15 protein-coding genes are annotated in these 15479 nt (G+C 68.1%); 7 read left to right on the top strand and 8 right to left on the bottom strand.

Annotated elements, in window-relative coordinates; all coding sequences use genetic code 11:
• Window positions 1–83: 83 nt before the first annotated feature.
• Both fen and DV707_RS08115 read right to left on the bottom strand, forming a co-directional pair.
• Window positions 84–1064: a flap endonuclease-1 gene (gene fen / locus DV707_RS08120; RefSeq protein ID WP_103992073.1), complete on the bottom strand. Its 981-nt coding sequence runs from the start codon at window positions 1062–1064 to the stop codon at window positions 84–86.
• 131 nt (window positions 1065–1195) lie between these two features.
• Window positions 1196–1876 (bottom strand): GNAT family N-acetyltransferase, encoded by a 681-nt coding sequence (locus DV707_RS08115; RefSeq protein WP_103992072.1) that lies wholly within the window; start codon window positions 1874–1876, stop codon window positions 1196–1198.
• Window positions 1877–1975: 99 nt separating this feature from the next.
• Here DV707_RS08115 and DV707_RS08110 point away from each other — a divergent pair, with 99 nt between their 5' ends.
• Both DV707_RS08110 and DV707_RS08105 read left to right on the top strand, forming a co-directional pair.
• Entirely contained in the window at window positions 1976–2572 is a 597-nt protein-coding gene (locus DV707_RS08110) for a class I SAM-dependent methyltransferase (protein WP_103992071.1), read from the top strand.
• Window positions 2573–2654: 82 nt separating this feature from the next.
• Complete coding sequence (locus DV707_RS08105) at window positions 2655–3077, top strand: DUF3054 domain-containing protein (RefSeq protein ID WP_103992070.1); 423 nt, start codon at window positions 2655–2657, stop codon at window positions 3075–3077.
• Window positions 3078–3120: 43 nt separating this feature from the next.
• Here DV707_RS08105 and DV707_RS08100 read toward each other — a convergent pair whose 3' ends face one another.
• Both DV707_RS08100 and DV707_RS08095 read right to left on the bottom strand, forming a co-directional pair.
• Entirely contained in the window at window positions 3121–3453 is a 333-nt protein-coding gene (locus DV707_RS08100; RefSeq protein WP_136361828.1) for a hypothetical protein, read from the bottom strand.
• A 358-nt stretch (window positions 3454–3811) separates the two neighbouring features.
• Window positions 3812–5116, bottom strand: a complete 1305-nt coding sequence (locus tag DV707_RS08095; RefSeq protein WP_200820913.1) for an MFS transporter — start codon at window positions 5114–5116, stop codon at window positions 3812–3814.
• Between the two features lie 228 nt (window positions 5117–5344).
• Here DV707_RS08095 and DV707_RS08090 point away from each other — a divergent pair, with 228 nt between their 5' ends.
• The 3 genes from DV707_RS08090 to DV707_RS08080 all read left to right on the top strand — a co-directional run bounded on the left by DV707_RS08090 (window position 5345) and on the right by DV707_RS08080 (window position 8595).
• Window positions 5345–5575, top strand: a complete 231-nt coding sequence (locus DV707_RS08090; protein WP_103992067.1) for a hypothetical protein — start codon at window positions 5345–5347, stop codon at window positions 5573–5575.
• Between the two features lie 206 nt (window positions 5576–5781).
• On the top strand, window positions 5782–6780 hold the full coding sequence (locus DV707_RS08085; protein WP_103992066.1) for an ornithine cyclodeaminase family protein: 999 nt from the start codon (window positions 5782–5784) through the stop codon (window positions 6778–6780).
• Between the two features lie 93 nt (window positions 6781–6873).
• A complete protein-coding gene (locus DV707_RS08080; protein WP_103992065.1) occupies window positions 6874–8595 on the top strand; it encodes a glycoside hydrolase family 13 protein in 1722 nt (573 codons plus the stop codon).
• Window positions 8596–8650: 55 nt separating this feature from the next.
• On the opposite strand, the gene DV707_RS08075 is transcribed toward DV707_RS08080, so the two are convergent.
• The 4 genes from DV707_RS08075 to rqcH all read right to left on the bottom strand — a co-directional run bounded on the left by DV707_RS08075 (window position 8651) and on the right by rqcH (window position 13891).
• Window positions 8651–9718, bottom strand: a complete 1068-nt coding sequence (locus DV707_RS08075) for an mRNA surveillance protein pelota (protein ID WP_103992064.1) — start codon at window positions 9716–9718, stop codon at window positions 8651–8653.
• Window positions 9719–9942: 224 nt separating this feature from the next.
• Window positions 9943–10638 (bottom strand): DUF4013 domain-containing protein, encoded by a 696-nt coding sequence (locus tag DV707_RS08070; RefSeq protein ID WP_103992063.1) that lies wholly within the window; start codon window positions 10636–10638, stop codon window positions 9943–9945.
• 168 nt (window positions 10639–10806) lie between these two features.
• Window positions 10807–11526 carry a DUF4013 domain-containing protein gene (locus DV707_RS08065; protein ID WP_103992293.1) on the bottom strand — a complete coding sequence of 240 codons (720 nt, stop codon included), beginning with the start codon at window positions 11524–11526 and terminating at the stop codon, window positions 10807–10809.
• A gap of 235 nt (window positions 11527–11761) precedes the next feature.
• Window positions 11762–13891, bottom strand: coding sequence for a ribosome rescue protein RqcH (gene rqcH, locus DV707_RS08060; RefSeq protein WP_103992062.1), 2130 nt, complete (start codon window positions 13889–13891; stop codon window positions 11762–11764).
• Between the two features lie 130 nt (window positions 13892–14021).
• On the opposite strand from rqcH, the gene DV707_RS08055 reads away from it, so the two are divergent.
• A complete protein-coding gene (locus DV707_RS08055; protein ID WP_103992061.1) occupies window positions 14022–14603 on the top strand; it encodes a hypothetical protein in 582 nt (193 codons plus the stop codon).
• Complete coding sequence (locus DV707_RS08050; RefSeq protein ID WP_103992060.1) at window positions 14604–15425, top strand: RNA methyltransferase; 822 nt, start codon at window positions 14604–14606, stop codon at window positions 15423–15425.
• The last annotated feature ends 54 nt before the right edge of the window (window positions 15426–15479 follow it).

Here is a 15479-nt window from a genome sequence, read left to right as displayed (position 1 = left end):
GGTCGAATGCGCGTTTGAGTTACCGGGGTCGTTCCGTCGCCACGACGGGCGCTCCGCCGAGAGACGAGCGATCGTCGAGGTGCTCAGGTCCACTCGTCGAGGCCGGTCTGCACCAGCGAGGACTCGATGCGCTCGAACCCCCGGGCGACCTCGTCGGCGTCGACCTCCCACTCCTCGGTGACGTACGCCCGCGCGGCGTCGACGTCCGGCGAAATGTCGGTTTCGAACGCGTAGTCGTCGGTCACGGGCGGATCGAGGAAGAGCTCTCTGACCCGGTCGGCGTGCTCGATGTACGCCTCGCGCGCGTCGAGGACGGCCCAGAGGTCCCCGTGCTCGCGGACCGCCGACAGCGCCGTCTTCGGACCGACGCCGGAGAGCCCCTCGTTGAAGTCAGTCCCACAGAGGATCGCCACGTCGACGAGTTGCTCGCGGGTGATGTCGTGCTCGGCGAGCGTCGCGTCGAGGTCCATCAGTTCGGGGTCGCCCTTCGAGGTCAGCTGTCTGAGCGTGTAGGGCGCGCCGAAAAGCAGCGTGTCGTAGTCCTCGCTGCCGACGTAGTCGACGTCGCCGCGGAGCGCCATGTGCGACGCCTGCGCTTCGCCCTCCGCGGGGGCCTCGACGATCGGCACGTCGAGCAGTTCGAGCAGTTCGCGCGTCGTCTCGTGGATCACGTCCGTCAGCCGCTGGGTCCGGGCCTCCAGGCGCGCGGCGGCGACGGCGTCGCCGCGCTCTTCGGCTTCCTTCCGCTGCTCTTCGGCCTTCTCTCGCGCCTCGCGTCGCTCGGCCACCTCCTCGTCTTTCAGCTCGGTCACGCCGCCGTCGAAGACGAACACCGGAACGAGGTCGTGCTCGAAGAACTTCGGCAGCCCCTGGACGAGGCCGATCAGGTTCGCCACTTCGTCGCCCGCCGCGGTCGTGTACGCCTCCTCGCGGGTGAACTTGACCGTCGTCGTCAGGTAACGATACAGCCAGTTGTGCGCGTCGACCGCGACGACGCTGCCCGCCACCTCCTCGAAGGAGACGTCCGAGAGCACCGCCAGACTCCGTAGATCTGCGTTTCCCATCGGTGTGCGTTCGGTCGGCCGTCGATTTAATCCTCGGGGTTGGCGCGACGTCGGAGCGGGGTTAGGGTACGTCGGGGCCGAGGCGGCGTGTGTCGGAACGGAGTCGGCACTACGTCGGAACCGAGGTGGCGCTACGCCTCGGGCGGATCGCACGCATCGGGGAGGCCGGCACCGACCCGGTCGCGGAGGAACGACGCCTCCGGGTCGCCGAGGTCGCGCTCCCGGAACCGATCCAGCCCCGATCGGTACGTCCCGGCGTCGGCCCCGCGAAGCCTCGTCGCCGGCGTCCCCTCCGCGCGCCGTTCCAGCACGAGTTCCGCGACCCCCGTCTCCTCGCCGGTCCACTCGAAGCCGGCCTTGTACATCGCCTCGTACGCGAAGGGGTTGTTGACGGCGATTCTGAGTCGTTCGTACCCCCGCTCGACGGCCCGCGAGGCGACGAACGCCGCGAGGCGCGGACCGAGCCTCTCGCCCTTCGCCGCCGCGTGAACGGTGACGTAGCGGTACCAAAGCGTCGCGTCGTCGGTCCGGTCCGCGTTGAACGCGAGCGCGGCGACGACGCCGGAGGCGTAGTCGTCGTCGGCTTCGGGCTCGTGGTCGGCGGCGTGGTTGCCGTCGTCGGGATCGCAATCGACGGCGTCGCTGTCGTCGGCAGCGTCGGAGGCCGCGGAACCGGCCTCGCGGTCGCTCGGCTCGCGGACCACCGCCTTCCCCGTGTTCGACATCACGAACTTTCCCGCGTAGGCGAAGTTCCGGTAGTCCAACCGAAGGGTCGGCCCGTCCGGCGGCCACCCGAGCACGACGAACTCCATAGCGGGTGCCTACGACGGACGGGCGCAAGAGTCCGGCGGTGCGACGTCCGGGTCTCACGCGGCGACAGGTCCTTTTCGATCAGGGTCGAACCGCGGGGTATGTCCTCCCGCTTCGGTCCCGGCGACGTCCGTTTCTTCGACCGACTGGCTCGTATCTACGACGTCGCGATGCCGCCGGCGCGGATCGGCCCGCTTCGCGACGGGTTCGCGTTCGCCGACCGACCGATCGAACGGGTGCTCGACCTGGCGGGCGGCACCGGGCGCGCCTCGCGAGGACTCCGGCGCGCCGGGATCGACCCCGTCGTCGTCGACATCTCCGCCGGGATGCTCGCCCGCGCCCGCGACGCCGGTCACGAGGCCGTCCGCGGCGACGCCGGCCGGCTGCCGATCGTCGAGGACGCCGTCGACGCCGCGGTCGTCGTCGACGCGCTGCACCACCTTCCGGATCCGAAAGCGGCGCTCTCTGAGGCCGCGCGGGTGATCGCCCCGGGCGGCGTGCTCGTCGTCCAGGAGTTCCACCCGCGTGGCGTCCGCGGCAGGGCGCTGGTCGCCGCCGAGCGAGCGGTCGGGTTCGATTCGACGTTCTGGGACCCCGAGGGGCTCTGTGAGTCGCTCGCGGCGGCCGGGTTCGACGCGCGAATCGTCCGCGAGGGGTTCGAGTACGTGGTCGTGGGACGCGTTCCGTCGGGAGAGTGATCGAAGCGGGGCGATGTCCGGAGCCGAAGGGGTCGCGGATCGATTCCGAGAGAGCCATTAGGGAGCGTCCGAATCCTCGCGTATGTCAACCTCTGAGGAGTCGTTCCTCGCTCGACGCATCGACGCCGGGGCGGCACCCCTCGCCGTCGTCGACGTGCTGGCGCTCGCGGCCGTGCTCACGATCGGCGTCGTCAACCACAACGGCGTCGACTACCTCACGACCGCACCGGTCGGCTGGTTGCTCACCCTCGTCCCGTTCCTCGTCGGCTGGGCGGTCGCCGCGCCGCTCGTGGGCGCGTACTCCGCCGGCGCGGCCGAGTCGGCGAAGGCGGCGATCCCGCTGGCGGTCCGCGCGTGGATCCCGGCCTCGATCGTCGGGTTCGCGCTCCGCGCGTCGTCGCTGTTCCCCGGCGGGTTCCAGGTCTCGTTCGGCGTCGTGATGTTCCTCACCGGCGCGGTCGCGCTGGTCGTGGGGCGGTGGGTCTTCTTCAAAGTCGTCGGGTGACCGCGCTCACGCCGTCCGCGCCGGTCGGCGCGGGCCCCTCTTCTCACCCCGTACAGTTCGATTCTTCCGGATCCCACTCGTACGTCTCCGGCCTGTCGACGACGACGAAATCGCACTCGTTGCTCACGACCCTGACGTCGTCGTCGATCCGAAGCAGTCCCGCGTTGTTCAGTCCGGTTCCGCGGAACTCCGGCGGGCAGACGCGGACCTCCCAGTCCTCGTCCACCCGTTCGCCGGTGTCGAGGATCGCCTCGACGACGAAGGATTCGCCGACGACGCCGATCGACTCGAAGGCGATTCCCTTCGCCCCCGGCACGGTGTACGTGCCGTCGAGGACCACCTCCTCGGTGTCCGCGTTTCGCACTGACAGCGACACACAGCGATCCCCGGAGCGTGGTTCTCGACGTAGAATGGGTCGGGTCCGTCCCTGGGCGGTTCGGTGGGCGTCGCGGCGGTGGGCGAGTTGACATCGGCGCCCGTCGGAACGTCGGTATCGGTCGTCCGAACGTCGGTATCAGTCGTCTGACTGCCGGTTTCGGTCGATGCCGAGTTCCCAGAGATCGAGGACGAAGCCCCGTCAGGCGTCTCGCTCGCTGGCGTCGGATCGAGACAGCCCGCGGCGGTCGTCGCCGCCGCGACACCGAGGGCAGTGAGGAGCTCGCGTCTCCGCGCGGTGGAGGGAGGGCTCACGACCGGACGTCGGCGGATTCGGGTAAGTGTCTTCTGTCGGTGTTTCAGACTGCCCGACGCCGCCGCAGGAGGTAGACGCCGACGCCCGACCCCGTGGCACCGAACGCGGCGAGCGTGAGAAAGAGCGCCGCGGGCGTCGCGTAGGTCAGGATCGTCCCGGCGATCGCCCCGCCGAGCGCCCCGACGCCGAACACGCCGAGGTAGGTGAAGCCGTAGGAGAGCCCGCGCGTCCCCGCGGGGGAGTACTCCGCGACGGTCGCCTGGTAGAACGGCTGGACGAGAAAGAGCGCACAGCCCAGGACGGCGCCCACGACGAGGAGCGGAGCGAGGCCGGCGTTCGCCGCCGGGAGGAACACCAGCGCCAGGAGCGCCAGCAGGCCGAATCCGCCCGCGAGGCCGGCCTCGACGGGGATCCTGTCCGTCAGTTTTCCGCCGAGGTACTGGCCGAGGACGCCGACGATGAGCAGTCCCGAGTAAAAGTACCGCTCGGGGTTGATCGCGCGCTCGGAGTCGGGTTGGACGCCGAGGGCGTCGGTGACGGGCGCCGGGAGCGCCGACGTCAGCGGGATCGGCTCGAACCCCGGCAGCGATTCCAGCAGGTTCGGCAGGAACGTGAGGACGCCGCGGTAGTACAGTCCCGAGGCCATCACGACGACGAACACGAGCGCGAACGCGCCGGCGAAGAGCCGCCGGCTCTCGACGCCGAACTCCGCGAGCGACGCGACTCCCGTCCCGGCCCTGTCGTCGCCGACGGAGTCGCCGTCGGAATCGTCTACGGAGTCGTCGACGGCGTCGACGGCCGCCGTCTCGTCGAACCGCGCGCGCATCGCGTACGCGCCGGCGGCGAGCGCGGGGAGCGCGAGGAGGACGGAGACGACCGTCCAGTCGACGAACAGCAGGAGAATCGCGGTCAGGAGCGGCCCCAGCCCGGTGCCGACGTTGCCGGCGATCCCGTGGTAGGCGAAGCCCGTCCCGCGCTCTGTGACCCCCTTCGAGAGGAGCGTGAGCCCCGCCGGGTGGTAGACGCTCGCGGCCGCGCCCCAAAGCAGCAGCGCGAGGGCGACGACGAGCAGGTTCGGCGCGAGGCCCAGCAGGACGAACGAGCCGGCCATCCCGAACAGACAGAGCGTGATGAGCCGCGCGGAGCCGACCCGATCGACGAGCACGCCGCCGGGGAGCGCCCCCACGCCGAAGAGGCCGTACCCCGCCGTCACGACCAGTCCGAGCGTCGCTTCGGTCACTCCGACCTCGACGAACCCGAGCGAGAGGACGTCGAACTCGGTCAGCCAGATCGAGACGAAGATCGGGATCGAAAGCTCGTAGGTGTGCACCATCCCGTGGGCCAGCATCACCAGGGCGACGATCGACCGATCGTTCGAGTTCACGTCTCCCCGTCGGAGGAGCGAACAATTCAACGCACCGATGTCGACGCCTCCCCGGGGGTTTTCTCCCGCCCGAGTCTCGTCGTGTGGGCGCCGCCTATAACTTATAGAGAACCATCGTAGTGGTGTAGCGGACTATCGGCGTCAGCTACGGGAAACAATTATAACACATACCCACGTAGTACGCGTTGTATTATGCCAGGGTATTACGACTACGTGCTCGGTCTCATCCCGCTGACGCTTTTCGGATTCACCGGCGGGCTGATGCAGACGAGTCTCGCGCTCACGCAAGCCCTGCCGGTCGCCGCCGCCGTCACCATCGGGATCATCGGCCACGCGCTCTTCGTCCGGCCGCCGACCGAGACTCGGGGGACACGCCGCAGCAACGAGAACGGGAGAACGGGACAGTTCCAGAACGCGGATTGAGCGACGGTATCACGTCGTCGGTCGAACGTTTTCTCCTCCTCTCTCACGTATCTCCTCTCTCCGTTCGTCAGTCTCACTTCTCCTCTCTCGCGTGATTTCGTGGACGCTCGCCTCGACCCCTGTGCACTCCCGATCGCTACGCGACGCCGCCGACTGACTCGACGGTTTCCCGCACGTTCTTACCAGCGGCCGTCGAACGCACGCGTATGACCGAGACGCTGTTCCTGACGAGCGCGGACGTCGACGGGCTCGCGACGCCCGCCGAGTTCGTCGACGCGGTTCGCGATGGGTACCGACAGCGCGGTGAGGGTGCGCCGGCCGAACCCCGGACGAAGCTCACGAACGCCGAGCCGCCGGGCTTTCTCACGACGTACGCCGCCGTACTCCCGGACACCGGCGCGATGGGCGGTTACATGTACAGCGCGGGGTTCGGCGCGGAGGACGCGTGGTTCGCCACGCCGCTCTTCGACGCCGAATCGGGCGAACCGATCGCGATGGTCGACGGCGCGAGTATGAACCCGTTCAAGACGGGCGCGACCGGCGCCGTCGCGGCCGACGAACTCGCTCGCGCGGACGCCTCCTCGGCGGCGATCATCGGCAGCGGTCCGCAGGCCCGCGGGCAACTGCGCGCGTTGGCGACGGTCCGGGACCTCGAGACCGTCTGGGTGTTCTCGCCCACGAAGGAACACCGCGAGTCGTTCGCCGGGGAGATGGACCGCCGCCTCGACGCGAGCGTCGCCGCCGTCGCCTCCGCCGCCGCGGCCGTCGAGGGGGCGGACGTGGTGGTGACCGCGACGAACGCGAGCGACCCCGTCTTCGACGGCGACGACCTCGAACCGGGGACGCACGTCACCGCGATGGGGCAGTACGATCCGGACAAGCGGGAACTGGACGCGAAGACGATCGAGAAGGCGACGTACGTTCCGGACCTCGAAGCGCGGGTCACCCGGGACGCCGGCTCGTTCATCGCCGCGCTGGAGGGCGGCGTCGTCGACGAGGACCACGTTCACGCCGAACTGGGCGACGTGGTCGCGGGCAACGCCCCCGGCCGGGAGTCCGACGACGAGATCACCGTCTTCGACAGCGGCGGGACCGGCATCGAGACGGTCGCCGGCGCGTACCTGCTCTACGAGAAGGCCGAGGAGGCCGGACTCGGGCAGACGATCGACTTCGCGCCCGGCAGCGAGGCGCTCACCGGCGAGTGAGCGCGGACCGCGGGCGGGCGTCGCGGGGTCGGGACGCACCGAGGGCCATCCGAAGACAGATTAGGCGACGCGGCGTCTCGGGACGTGTTCGTTATGACCCCCGACAGCTCACGAGAGGCCGACCCGACTGACCGGGAGTGGTGGAAGGAGGCGGTCGTCTACCAGGTGTACCCGCGGAGTTTCAACGACAGCGACGGCGACGGCGTCGGCGACATCCCGGGGATCACAGAGAGGGTCGAGTACCTCGACGCCCTCGGCGTCGACGTCGTCTGGCTGTCTCCCGTCTACGAGTCGCCGCAGGCGGACAACGGCTACGACGTCAGCGACTACCGATCGATCGCCGAGGAGTTCGGCACGATCGAGGACTGGGAGCGGCTCTTGACGGAGTTACACGACCGCGACATCCGGCTGCTGATGGATCTGGTGGTCAACCACACCTCCGACGAACACGAGTGGTTCGAGAAGTCCCGCCGGCGCGAGCCCGGCTACGAGGACTACTACTACTGGCGCGACGGCGGGACCGACGAGCGCGGCGATCCGGTCCCGCCGAACAACTGGGGGTCGTTCATGGGCGGATCCGCCTGGACCTACGACGACGAACGGGAGCAGTGGTACCTCCACCTCTTCGACGAGAAGCAGCCGGATCTCAACTGGCGCAATCCCGACGTGCGTGAGGACGTCGCAGCCCTCGTGGAGTGGTGGCTGGAGAAGGGCATCGACGGGTTCCGGGTCGACGCGATCAACTACATCTCGAAGCCCGAAGGGCTCCCGGACGGGGAGGCCGACCGCGAACCCACCGGCATCGAGGTGTTCAGCCACGGGCCGAGAATCCACGAATACCTCCGGGAACTGTACGATCGGACCTTCGCGAACTACGACGTGATGACCGTCGCGGAGATGGCCGACACGACCGTCGACCGCGCCGGCGAGTACCTCGGCGAGGACGGCGACGGGCTGAATATGTTACTCCACTTCGAGCACATGGACGTCGACGTCAGTCCGCGCGGGCGGTTCGACCCGAGCGAGTGGGGCGAGTGGAGCCTCGTCGAGTTCAAGGAGATTATGAGCCGCTGGCAGACGGAACTCGGCGACGACTGGACCGCCCAGTACCTCGGCAACCACGACCAGCCCCGGATCGTCTCGCGGTTCGGCGACGACGACGCCTACCGCGTCGAGAGCGCGAAACTGCTCGCGACCTTCCTGCTTACGACCCGCGGGACGCCGTTCGTCTACCAGGGCGAGGAGATCGGGATGACGAATACCGAGTTCGACAGTCTGACGGCTCTCGACGATCCGATGACGGTCGGTGCCGTCGAGGACGCCGTCGACGACGGCCGCGCCGACTCCTTCGCGGACCTGCGGGAGTTCGTCAACTACGTGAGCCGAGACCACGCGCGGACCCCGATGCAGTGGTCCGACGACGAGCACGCGGGCTTTACGACCGGGACGCCGTGGTTCGACGTCAACGGGAACTATCCAACAATCAACGTGGAAGCCGCACGCGCCGACGAGGATTCGATCTGGCACCACTACCGGCGGCTAATCGACCTCCGGCACCGCGAGGACGCGCTCGTCTACGGCGAGTACGACCTGCTTCTCCCCGACGACGAACAGATATACGCGTACACCCGGACCCTCGACGACGAGCGGCTGCTGATCGTGCTCAACTGGTCGGACGAGTCGGCCGCGTTCGATCCGGACGAGGCGGCTCTCCGATCCGCGAACGCGACGACGCTCCTCTCGAACTACGACTCGGAGGCGACTCCCGTGGGCAGAACGTTCCGCCCCTACGAGTCCGTCGTCTTCCGACTCTGACGGTCGAGGTCGTCTTCCAACTCTGACGGGCGGGGGGCCGACAGGCGACCCGACGCTACTGCAGTCGGTACCGCAGCAGCGCCGCGATCCCGCCGAGGTTCCGCAACTGCCGGCCGGGGTCGAACTCCCCGGAGAAGACGGTGACCTCGCCGCCCTTCCGTTCGACCGTCTGGATGACCTCGTTGACGTCGACATCCCAGTCGCCGTCGCCCTGCCGCTCCCGTCGCAGGCGGTCGTCGAGGACGAGAAGCGTCTCGACGGCGCCGAACTCCGCGGCCTCGGCGACCTCGTCGATGCCGTAAGCCACCTTCTCGCCCGTCGCGATGCCCTCCATCAGGTCGTCGAGGAGCGACGCCTCCTTCGAGATTCGCGTCTGCGTCTGTACCTCGTCGACCGCGCCGCGCTTCAGCACCTCGTGGACCCCGCGGTCGCCGACCGCCGCCGTGTCGACGACGGTGAGCAGGTCCGCGACCTCGGGGTGGTTCTCCTCGATGTAGTCGCGGGCGTCCTGCTTCGTGAACCCCGGCCCCGCGAGGATGATCGCGTCGACGTCCATCCGGGAGAGCGCCTCGCCCAACTCGGCGAAGAGTTCCGAACGCGGGCGGGCGTACTCGCCCTTCCCGGTCGGCGCGGTGAACGAGAAGCGCTCTTCGGTTCCGTACTGCGCGACGGTGTGGATGTGCGCTTCGCCCTCCTCGACGGTCGCGACCGCGACGTCGGCGTTCTCGGCGGCCTCCTCGGCCTCTTCGATCCGCTCGACCTGATCTGGCTTGAAGTGCTTCTCGATCGTCACCTCGTCGTGTTCCTCGACGTTGATCGTGTGGTGGTGGCCGAGTTGGTCCTCCCGCGAGCAGTCGACGATTTCGCCGCCGACGCGCAGGCGGTTCGCGAACCGCGCGAACTCGACGTCGTCGACCTCGATCGTGACGAAGAGGTGTTCGCGCTGGCCGCCGGTGTCTCTGAGCTGTTCGTCGTCTCGCTGGATCCGCCGCGTGGTGTCACCGGAGACGAGGTCGCCCGATTCGAGGACGTGCGAGAGGTGCCACAGGTCGTCGACGTTCTCGGGGACGAGTGTCATCCGCTCGCGACCCTCCTCGCCGTGGCCGCGACTCGAAATTCGCATACCCGATCCTCCGAGGTCCGGGGCCTAAACATCCACCTTTTTGACGCGGTGGGGTTCCTCGCTCACTGCGTTCGCTGCGGGAACCCACCGTGCAAAAACCTGTCTTGCTGAGCGAAGCGAAGCAAGGCTCGTGAGACGCTTCGCGTCTCACGGCGGAGGGAAAAACACGCCGACGAACGGCCGAAGGCCGTGAGTCGGCGGTGAACCGCTCGCACCTCACACGACTAGTACGTCGTCGCCGCGCCGCCGCGCTTCTCGTCGAGGCCGGCGGCGAACCCGCGGCCGAACAGGTAGTACGTCACCACCTGCACGTAGAACAGGCCGAAGATGCCGACGACGACGACGCTGAGGAGGCTAGCGATCGAGCCGAGGACGAGACCGACGACGACGGCGAGCACCCACGCGACGAGGTACTCGCTCGTCGTCACGCCGTCGATGATCGTCGAGACGTCGAACGCCGCGGCGATGGAGTCCTCGCGGGCGAAGTTCGCGAACATCCCGGGGGCGACGAAACCAACGGCCAATACGACGGCGACGAACAGGAGGAACCCGAGCACGCCGAAGACGGCGAAGATCCCGCCGACCCCCGCTCCGGGGTCGGCCGCGGGACCGGCACCCGAGAGGAGCGATCCCGCCCCGAAGATGGCGGCGACGACGAACATCACCACGAGGACGACGAGCGAGACGAGCAGGTTCACGGCGAACAGTTTCAACCCGTCGACGAGCAGGTCGCCCCAGTCGGAGAACGTCGGCGGCTCGGAGTCGCCGCTCGACGCGCCGCGGAGGATGCGGACGTAGTACCCCTGGAGGAAGAACACGGGGATCACGAACACCGTGAGCAGACTCAGGAGGCCGCCGACGAGGATCGTTCGGAGGGGACTATCACCGTTCAGCGGGTAGGACAGGGCATCTGACAGCATCGGCTCGGATCTCACGACGCAAACAAGTAATTCTTGCGCCTATCCGACGTCAAATCGACCGACCTCGACGACGTCGAGCGGGGGTGGGCGGCCGATCTCGCGACCGCCGGGGTCCGGCACGCCGAATCGCGGTGTCGGCGCCGGCGGATCAGGACACAGCCGAGGGTATCACACCGCCGGCGACTCGCCCATCGCGTCGTCTTGCTCGTTGAGTTCGACGTCGCGGAGTTCGCCCCACGCGTGACCGATGAGGTAGTAGGCCGCGACGGCGGCGTAGAAGGCGATGAATCCCCCGATGACCGTTCCGATGACCGGGACGGCGTTCAGCGCGCCGGCGATCAGGCTGGCCGCGAGGACGATCGCGATGCCGTAGACCCAGGCGGTCGCGTACGTGCCCGACGTGAGGACGGGCCGGAGGTCGCCGATCGAGAACGCCGCGCCGAGGCGGTCGGTCTCGGCGAAGGCCGCCACGGCGGCCGGAATGACGTACGCCGCCAGCAGGCTCAGGACGAACGCGAGCAGGCCGCCGACGAGGAGGCCGGCCATTCCGAGCCCGACGAGGCTGGCGGACTCGGAGCCGCCGCCGACGACGAACGAGAGGACGCTCCCCCCGATCACGACGGTCGCGATGACGCCCGGGACGAGGCCGTAGACGAACGCCACGACGAAGGCCTTGATCCCGTCGACGAACAGGTCGCCCCACTCGTCGAAGACCGGCGGCTGTTCGCTCTCGTGCATCGTCCCGCGGACGACCCGAACGAGGTACCCGAGGACGAGGAACGAGGGGACGACGAGGACGCTCAACAGCGTGAGGATGCCACCGATGAGGACGGTCTTTACCCATTGCTCTTCGTCGTTCCGGAGGTACTGCAGTGACTGTTGTATCATCGTGATCACCGAGCGATGCCGCTGGCGTCACGAGACGCCGTGACGGCAGCGTTCGCTCAGACCGATCAGTACGCTGTCACAGGAGATAAACATAGACGGCTTATCCTCCCCTAATCCGGTCGTAACGTGACAGTGGTGTGGTATTAGCGTCGACCACCCATACTGATTACTCTCGTCTCGCCGAGCGTCGCCAACGGGGGTGGCGTCCGGCGGTGAAAGGTGCGAGTGATCAGTATCAGTCCTCGACGATCTCGCTCCCGCCGGGCGGCAGGAACTCCTGGATCTTGTCCGGACTCGCGACCTTCCGGAGGAACGACTGGTCGGCGAAGCGCTCTTTGAACTCCCGGTAGAGCATCTTCGCGGCGTCGTTCTGGGCGTACCGACCCGGTTGCACCCGAATCGACGTGGCCACGCGCTCTTCGATCGCCGACGGCGGCCCGCCGAGCACCCGCGTCTGGCCCTCGCATTGGACGCCGACTGCGACCTCGGCGGCGACGTCTCTGAAGTAGGTTCTGTCGCCCCGGATGACGAACGATCCCTTCTCGATGTACTCGCCGGACTCGGGCGTCTTCGACACCTGATCGGGCGTGACCATGTACGCCTCGCCGGCGTACCGGCCCTCCTTCCAGGTCGAGGAGTACGAGACGGCGAACTGGGCGGCCTCCTCCTTCGTCGACTCGGGGAACTCGACCTCCTCGGACGGCTCCGAGGGCCCCGTCGCCTTCACGATCGTCACCGGGCCGCCGTGGGCCTGCGTGTGGAAGAACAGGTCGTGTTTGTTCAGGTACTTCGTGACGATCTCCTCGTTCTGGTCGGCGTTTCGGCCGCCGATGACGAGGAAGCCGTCGGAGGTGTGGAACCAGCGGAACCGCTCGTACCACTCCTCGGAGCTCCGGATCGGGATGGACTCCATCGAGAGCCAGTCGCGGTCCGCGAACTCGTCGTCCGCTTCGCCTTCTCCCTCCGTCTCGCCCTCGTCGTCTTCGTCTTCGGCCTCCCACTCGTCACGGCGTTTCTTCACGGCTTCGAGTTCCTCGCGGGTGTTCTCGATCGCCGCGAGCGCGCCCTCCTTCTTCTCCTCGACCCGCTTTGCCTCGGTGTAGAGGCGGTCGGCATTCTTCTCGACGCCGTCGTCGACGTCGACTTCGACCTCCGTGTCGTCGAGTTCGATCGTGACCGTCCCCTCCGAGCCGTCGACGTCGACGACGGCCTCCGCAGCGGGGATTCCCTGCTCTGCCCCCGCGTCGAGCGTCTCGCGGATCTCGTCCCAGGGGACGCCCTCCTCGCGCGCCTCCCGGACGGTCGAGAGCACCTCGTCGACGAGGTCGTAGTTCGCATACAGCAGTTCGGCGCGGCGGCGCTCGGTCTCGGCCTGCTCTTCGAACCCCTCGATGGCGCCCTCCTGCTGGTCGATGATGCGCTTTTTCTTCTCGATCTCGGCCTCGAAGTCCGGGCGGGTGCTGGTCGGCTCCTCCGCCTCCGATTCCTCTTCGACCTCCAGTCGGTAGAAGTACGCGTCGAGGGCGTCGTTGAAGGAGTCGTAGGCCTCGCTGTCGAGGCCCTCGCGCTCGTGTTCCTTCAGCGGGAACGGCGTCGCGTCGACGACCGCGCCGTCGTCGTCGGTGTAGATTCGGGGGTCGAACTCGCCGGACCGGAGCCTGGTCCGGAGGTCGTCGAGCGCGTCGTGGAGCGCGCGGTACTCCGTCTCGCCGGCCTCGGCGATGGCCGTCGTCTTCTCGACGCCCGCGCGGGTGCAGACCTCCTCGGCGTAGAGGCCGCCGAGGTTCAACTGCGTCGCGAGCGTCCGCACCACGTCGGTGTCGGAGTCGTCCATGTTCCGGACGAACGCCTCGTAGCCGACCGTCAGCGGGTCCAGCCGCGAGGAGGGGAACTCGTACTGAGAGCCGGGGGCGACCGTTCTGGACTTCAGTCGGACGGTCTCGAGGCTCTGGACGACCTCGCCGGTCTCGTCGAGGACGGCCACGTTGCCCTGGCCGAACAGTTCGACGACGATCCGGGTGTTCTCGTCGTCGCGCTCGAACTCGAAGACGAGGATGCGATCGAACTCGAACTGTTCGACGCCCGCGAAGTCCGCGCCGGAGAGCCGGTTCCGCAGCATCATCGCGAAGTTCGGCGGCCGCCCGGGCGCGTCGGGCACGTGTTCGGGGTCGGCGACGTGCGCCCGCTTCGTGTCGCCGACCTCCAGGATCAGTTCCACCCGGCCGCGGTCGAAATCGCGCATCCGGAAGCGGAGCAGGTCGTCGCCGTAGAGGTAGGCCTTGTCGACCTTCGCCCCCTCGTACCGGTTCAGTTCGGTGACGAGGGCGGCCAGGTCGACGCTCGTGAGCTCCCGCTTCGGGTCCATACCCCTCCGTTCTCGCGGGGGAAGGAAAAGCCGCACGTTCCGGTCGCCCGGTCGTCAGCCGTCAGCGACCGCATCGACGTCTCCGGTCGAGACGCGTCCCTTTTATCCGCAGACCCGCTATCGTCCGCCAATGGCCAAAGTCAGCATCGGTCTCCGCGGCTGGCGCTTCGACGAGGAGGAGGTGTTCACCGACGACGGCGAGTTCCGCGCGCTCGACTCGGTGCCCGACGACACCCGGAAGCGACTCATCCGTCTGACGTACCTCCAGGAGAAGCCCTGCGACGCCTGCTACCTCGTCCACGGCGAGTCCGAGAAGCGCCGCGCCAACGGGGCCGAGATCGTCTACGGCGAACCGATGGAGGAGGTGCTTCTCTGTTCGGAGCACGAGGCGGACTTCCTCTACTGGTTCCGCGAGGAGGGCGGGAAGGAGGCCGCCGGCACGGAGACGTTCCGCGACGAGTTCCACGAGTGGTTCCTCGCCGGCAACCGCGCGCCGGAGGGCTACGGCGGGCTCGAACACGTCGACACCGACCCCGATAAGCTGCCGACGCCGCCGGACCCCGCCGAACTCAACCGCCGGCTCAACGAGAACTACGAGGGCGAGCGCAAGCGGATCGACCTCAAGACCGGCGAGATCACGACCGTCGAGGAGGGCGAGGACGCGCCGTCGCTCGGCGACGTGGATCTCGGTCGCGACTACCCCACGAAGTAGATGTCCGGAAACAGCCACGAGTCGACTCGCCGCCGAGAGCCGGTCGTCGTCGTCGTCGAGCCGGAGACCCCCGGAAACGTCGGCACCATCGCCCGCGCGATGAAGAACTTCGGGCTCTCGGAGCTGAAGCTCGTCGATCCGCCCGAACTCGACGAGGACGGCGAGGCGTACGGCTTCGCCGGGCACGCCCGCGAGGACGTCCTCCCGAACGCCGAGGAGGTGACCTTCGAGGAGGTCGTCGAGAACTACCACACGATCGGAACCACCGCGATCACGAACGAGGACAGCCGCAAGCACGTGCGCTTCCCGTTCAAGACCCCCGTCGAGGTGCGCGAGAGCCTCGAAACCGTGGAGACGGAGACGGCGCTCGTCTTCGGCCGGGAGGGGACCGGCCTCGACAACTCGGAGCTCGAACGGCTCGACGAGGTGTGTTCGATCCCCGCCAGCGGCGAGTATCCGGTGTTGAACCTCGGCCAGGCCGCGACGATCCTCTTCTACGAACTCCGGTCGCTGACGGTCGAGGAGACGCAGCTGCCGGACGTCGAGCGCGAACGGGCCTCGGAGGCCGAGATCGACCGCTTCTACGAGTTCTTCGAGGAGTTCCACCGAGCCATCGAGGGTCGCGAGCACAAACGCGAGAAGACGAGCGTGATGATGCGACGGCTGCTCGGTCGCGCGCATCCGACCGAGCGGGAGATCACCACCCTCACCGGGATCTTCCGGCGCGCGAACGACCTCCTCGGAGACAGGACGTTCGGCGACCACACCGACGACTGCGACGCGGACGCCGCCGAACCGACTGCGGACCCAGGTCACGACTGACGCACTCGACACCGACGCAACGTCGATCGACTCCCCGAAGCAACCCGAACCCAG

Source organism: Halobellus limi (assembly GCF_004799685.1).
Lineage (GTDB): Archaea > Halobacteriota > Halobacteria > Halobacteriales > Haloferacaceae > Haloquadratum > Haloquadratum limi.
Note: the sequence above shows the minus strand (reverse complement) of the source record. Positions and strands in the feature narration are given on the sequence as shown.

What these genes read in the sequence shown, in the direction of transcription:
- DV707_RS08115 (WP_103992072.1), bottom strand. Translation starts at nt 1,876, where the DNA reads ATGGAGTTCGTCGTGCTCGGGTGGCCGCCGGACGGGCCGACCCTTCGG.
- DV707_RS08080 (WP_103992065.1), top strand. Translation starts at nt 6,874, where the DNA reads ATGACCCCCGACAGCTCACGAGAGGCCGACCCGACTGACCGGGAGTGG.
- DV707_RS08075 (WP_103992064.1), bottom strand. Translation starts at nt 9,718, where the DNA reads ATGCGAATTTCGAGTCGCGGCCACGGCGAGGAGGGTCGCGAGCGGATG.
- DV707_RS08065 (WP_103992293.1), bottom strand. Translation starts at nt 11,526, where the DNA reads ATGATACAACAGTCACTGCAGTACCTCCGGAACGACGAAGAGCAATGG.
- DV707_RS08055 (WP_103992061.1), top strand. Translation starts at nt 14,022, where the DNA reads ATGGCCAAAGTCAGCATCGGTCTCCGCGGCTGGCGCTTCGACGAGGAG.
- DV707_RS08095 (WP_200820913.1), bottom strand. Translation starts at nt 5,116, where the DNA reads ATGCTGGCCCACGGGATGGTGCACACCTACGAGCTTTCGATCCCGATC.
- fen (WP_103992073.1), bottom strand. Translation starts at nt 1,064, where the DNA reads ATGGGAAACGCAGATCTACGGAGTCTGGCGGTGCTCTCGGACGTCTCC.
- DV707_RS08090 (WP_103992067.1), top strand. Translation starts at nt 5,345, where the DNA reads ATGCCAGGGTATTACGACTACGTGCTCGGTCTCATCCCGCTGACGCTT.
- DV707_RS08105 (WP_103992070.1), top strand. Translation starts at nt 2,655, where the DNA reads ATGTCAACCTCTGAGGAGTCGTTCCTCGCTCGACGCATCGACGCCGGG.
- DV707_RS08110 (WP_103992071.1), top strand. Translation starts at nt 1,976, where the DNA reads ATGTCCTCCCGCTTCGGTCCCGGCGACGTCCGTTTCTTCGACCGACTG.
- DV707_RS08070 (WP_103992063.1), bottom strand. Translation starts at nt 10,638, where the DNA reads ATGCTGTCAGATGCCCTGTCCTACCCGCTGAACGGTGATAGTCCCCTC.
- DV707_RS08085 (WP_103992066.1), top strand. Translation starts at nt 5,782, where the DNA reads ATGACCGAGACGCTGTTCCTGACGAGCGCGGACGTCGACGGGCTCGCG.
- rqcH (WP_103992062.1), bottom strand. Translation starts at nt 13,891, where the DNA reads ATGGACCCGAAGCGGGAGCTCACGAGCGTCGACCTGGCCGCCCTCGTC.
- DV707_RS08050 (WP_103992060.1), top strand. Translation starts at nt 14,604, where the DNA reads ATGTCCGGAAACAGCCACGAGTCGACTCGCCGCCGAGAGCCGGTCGTC.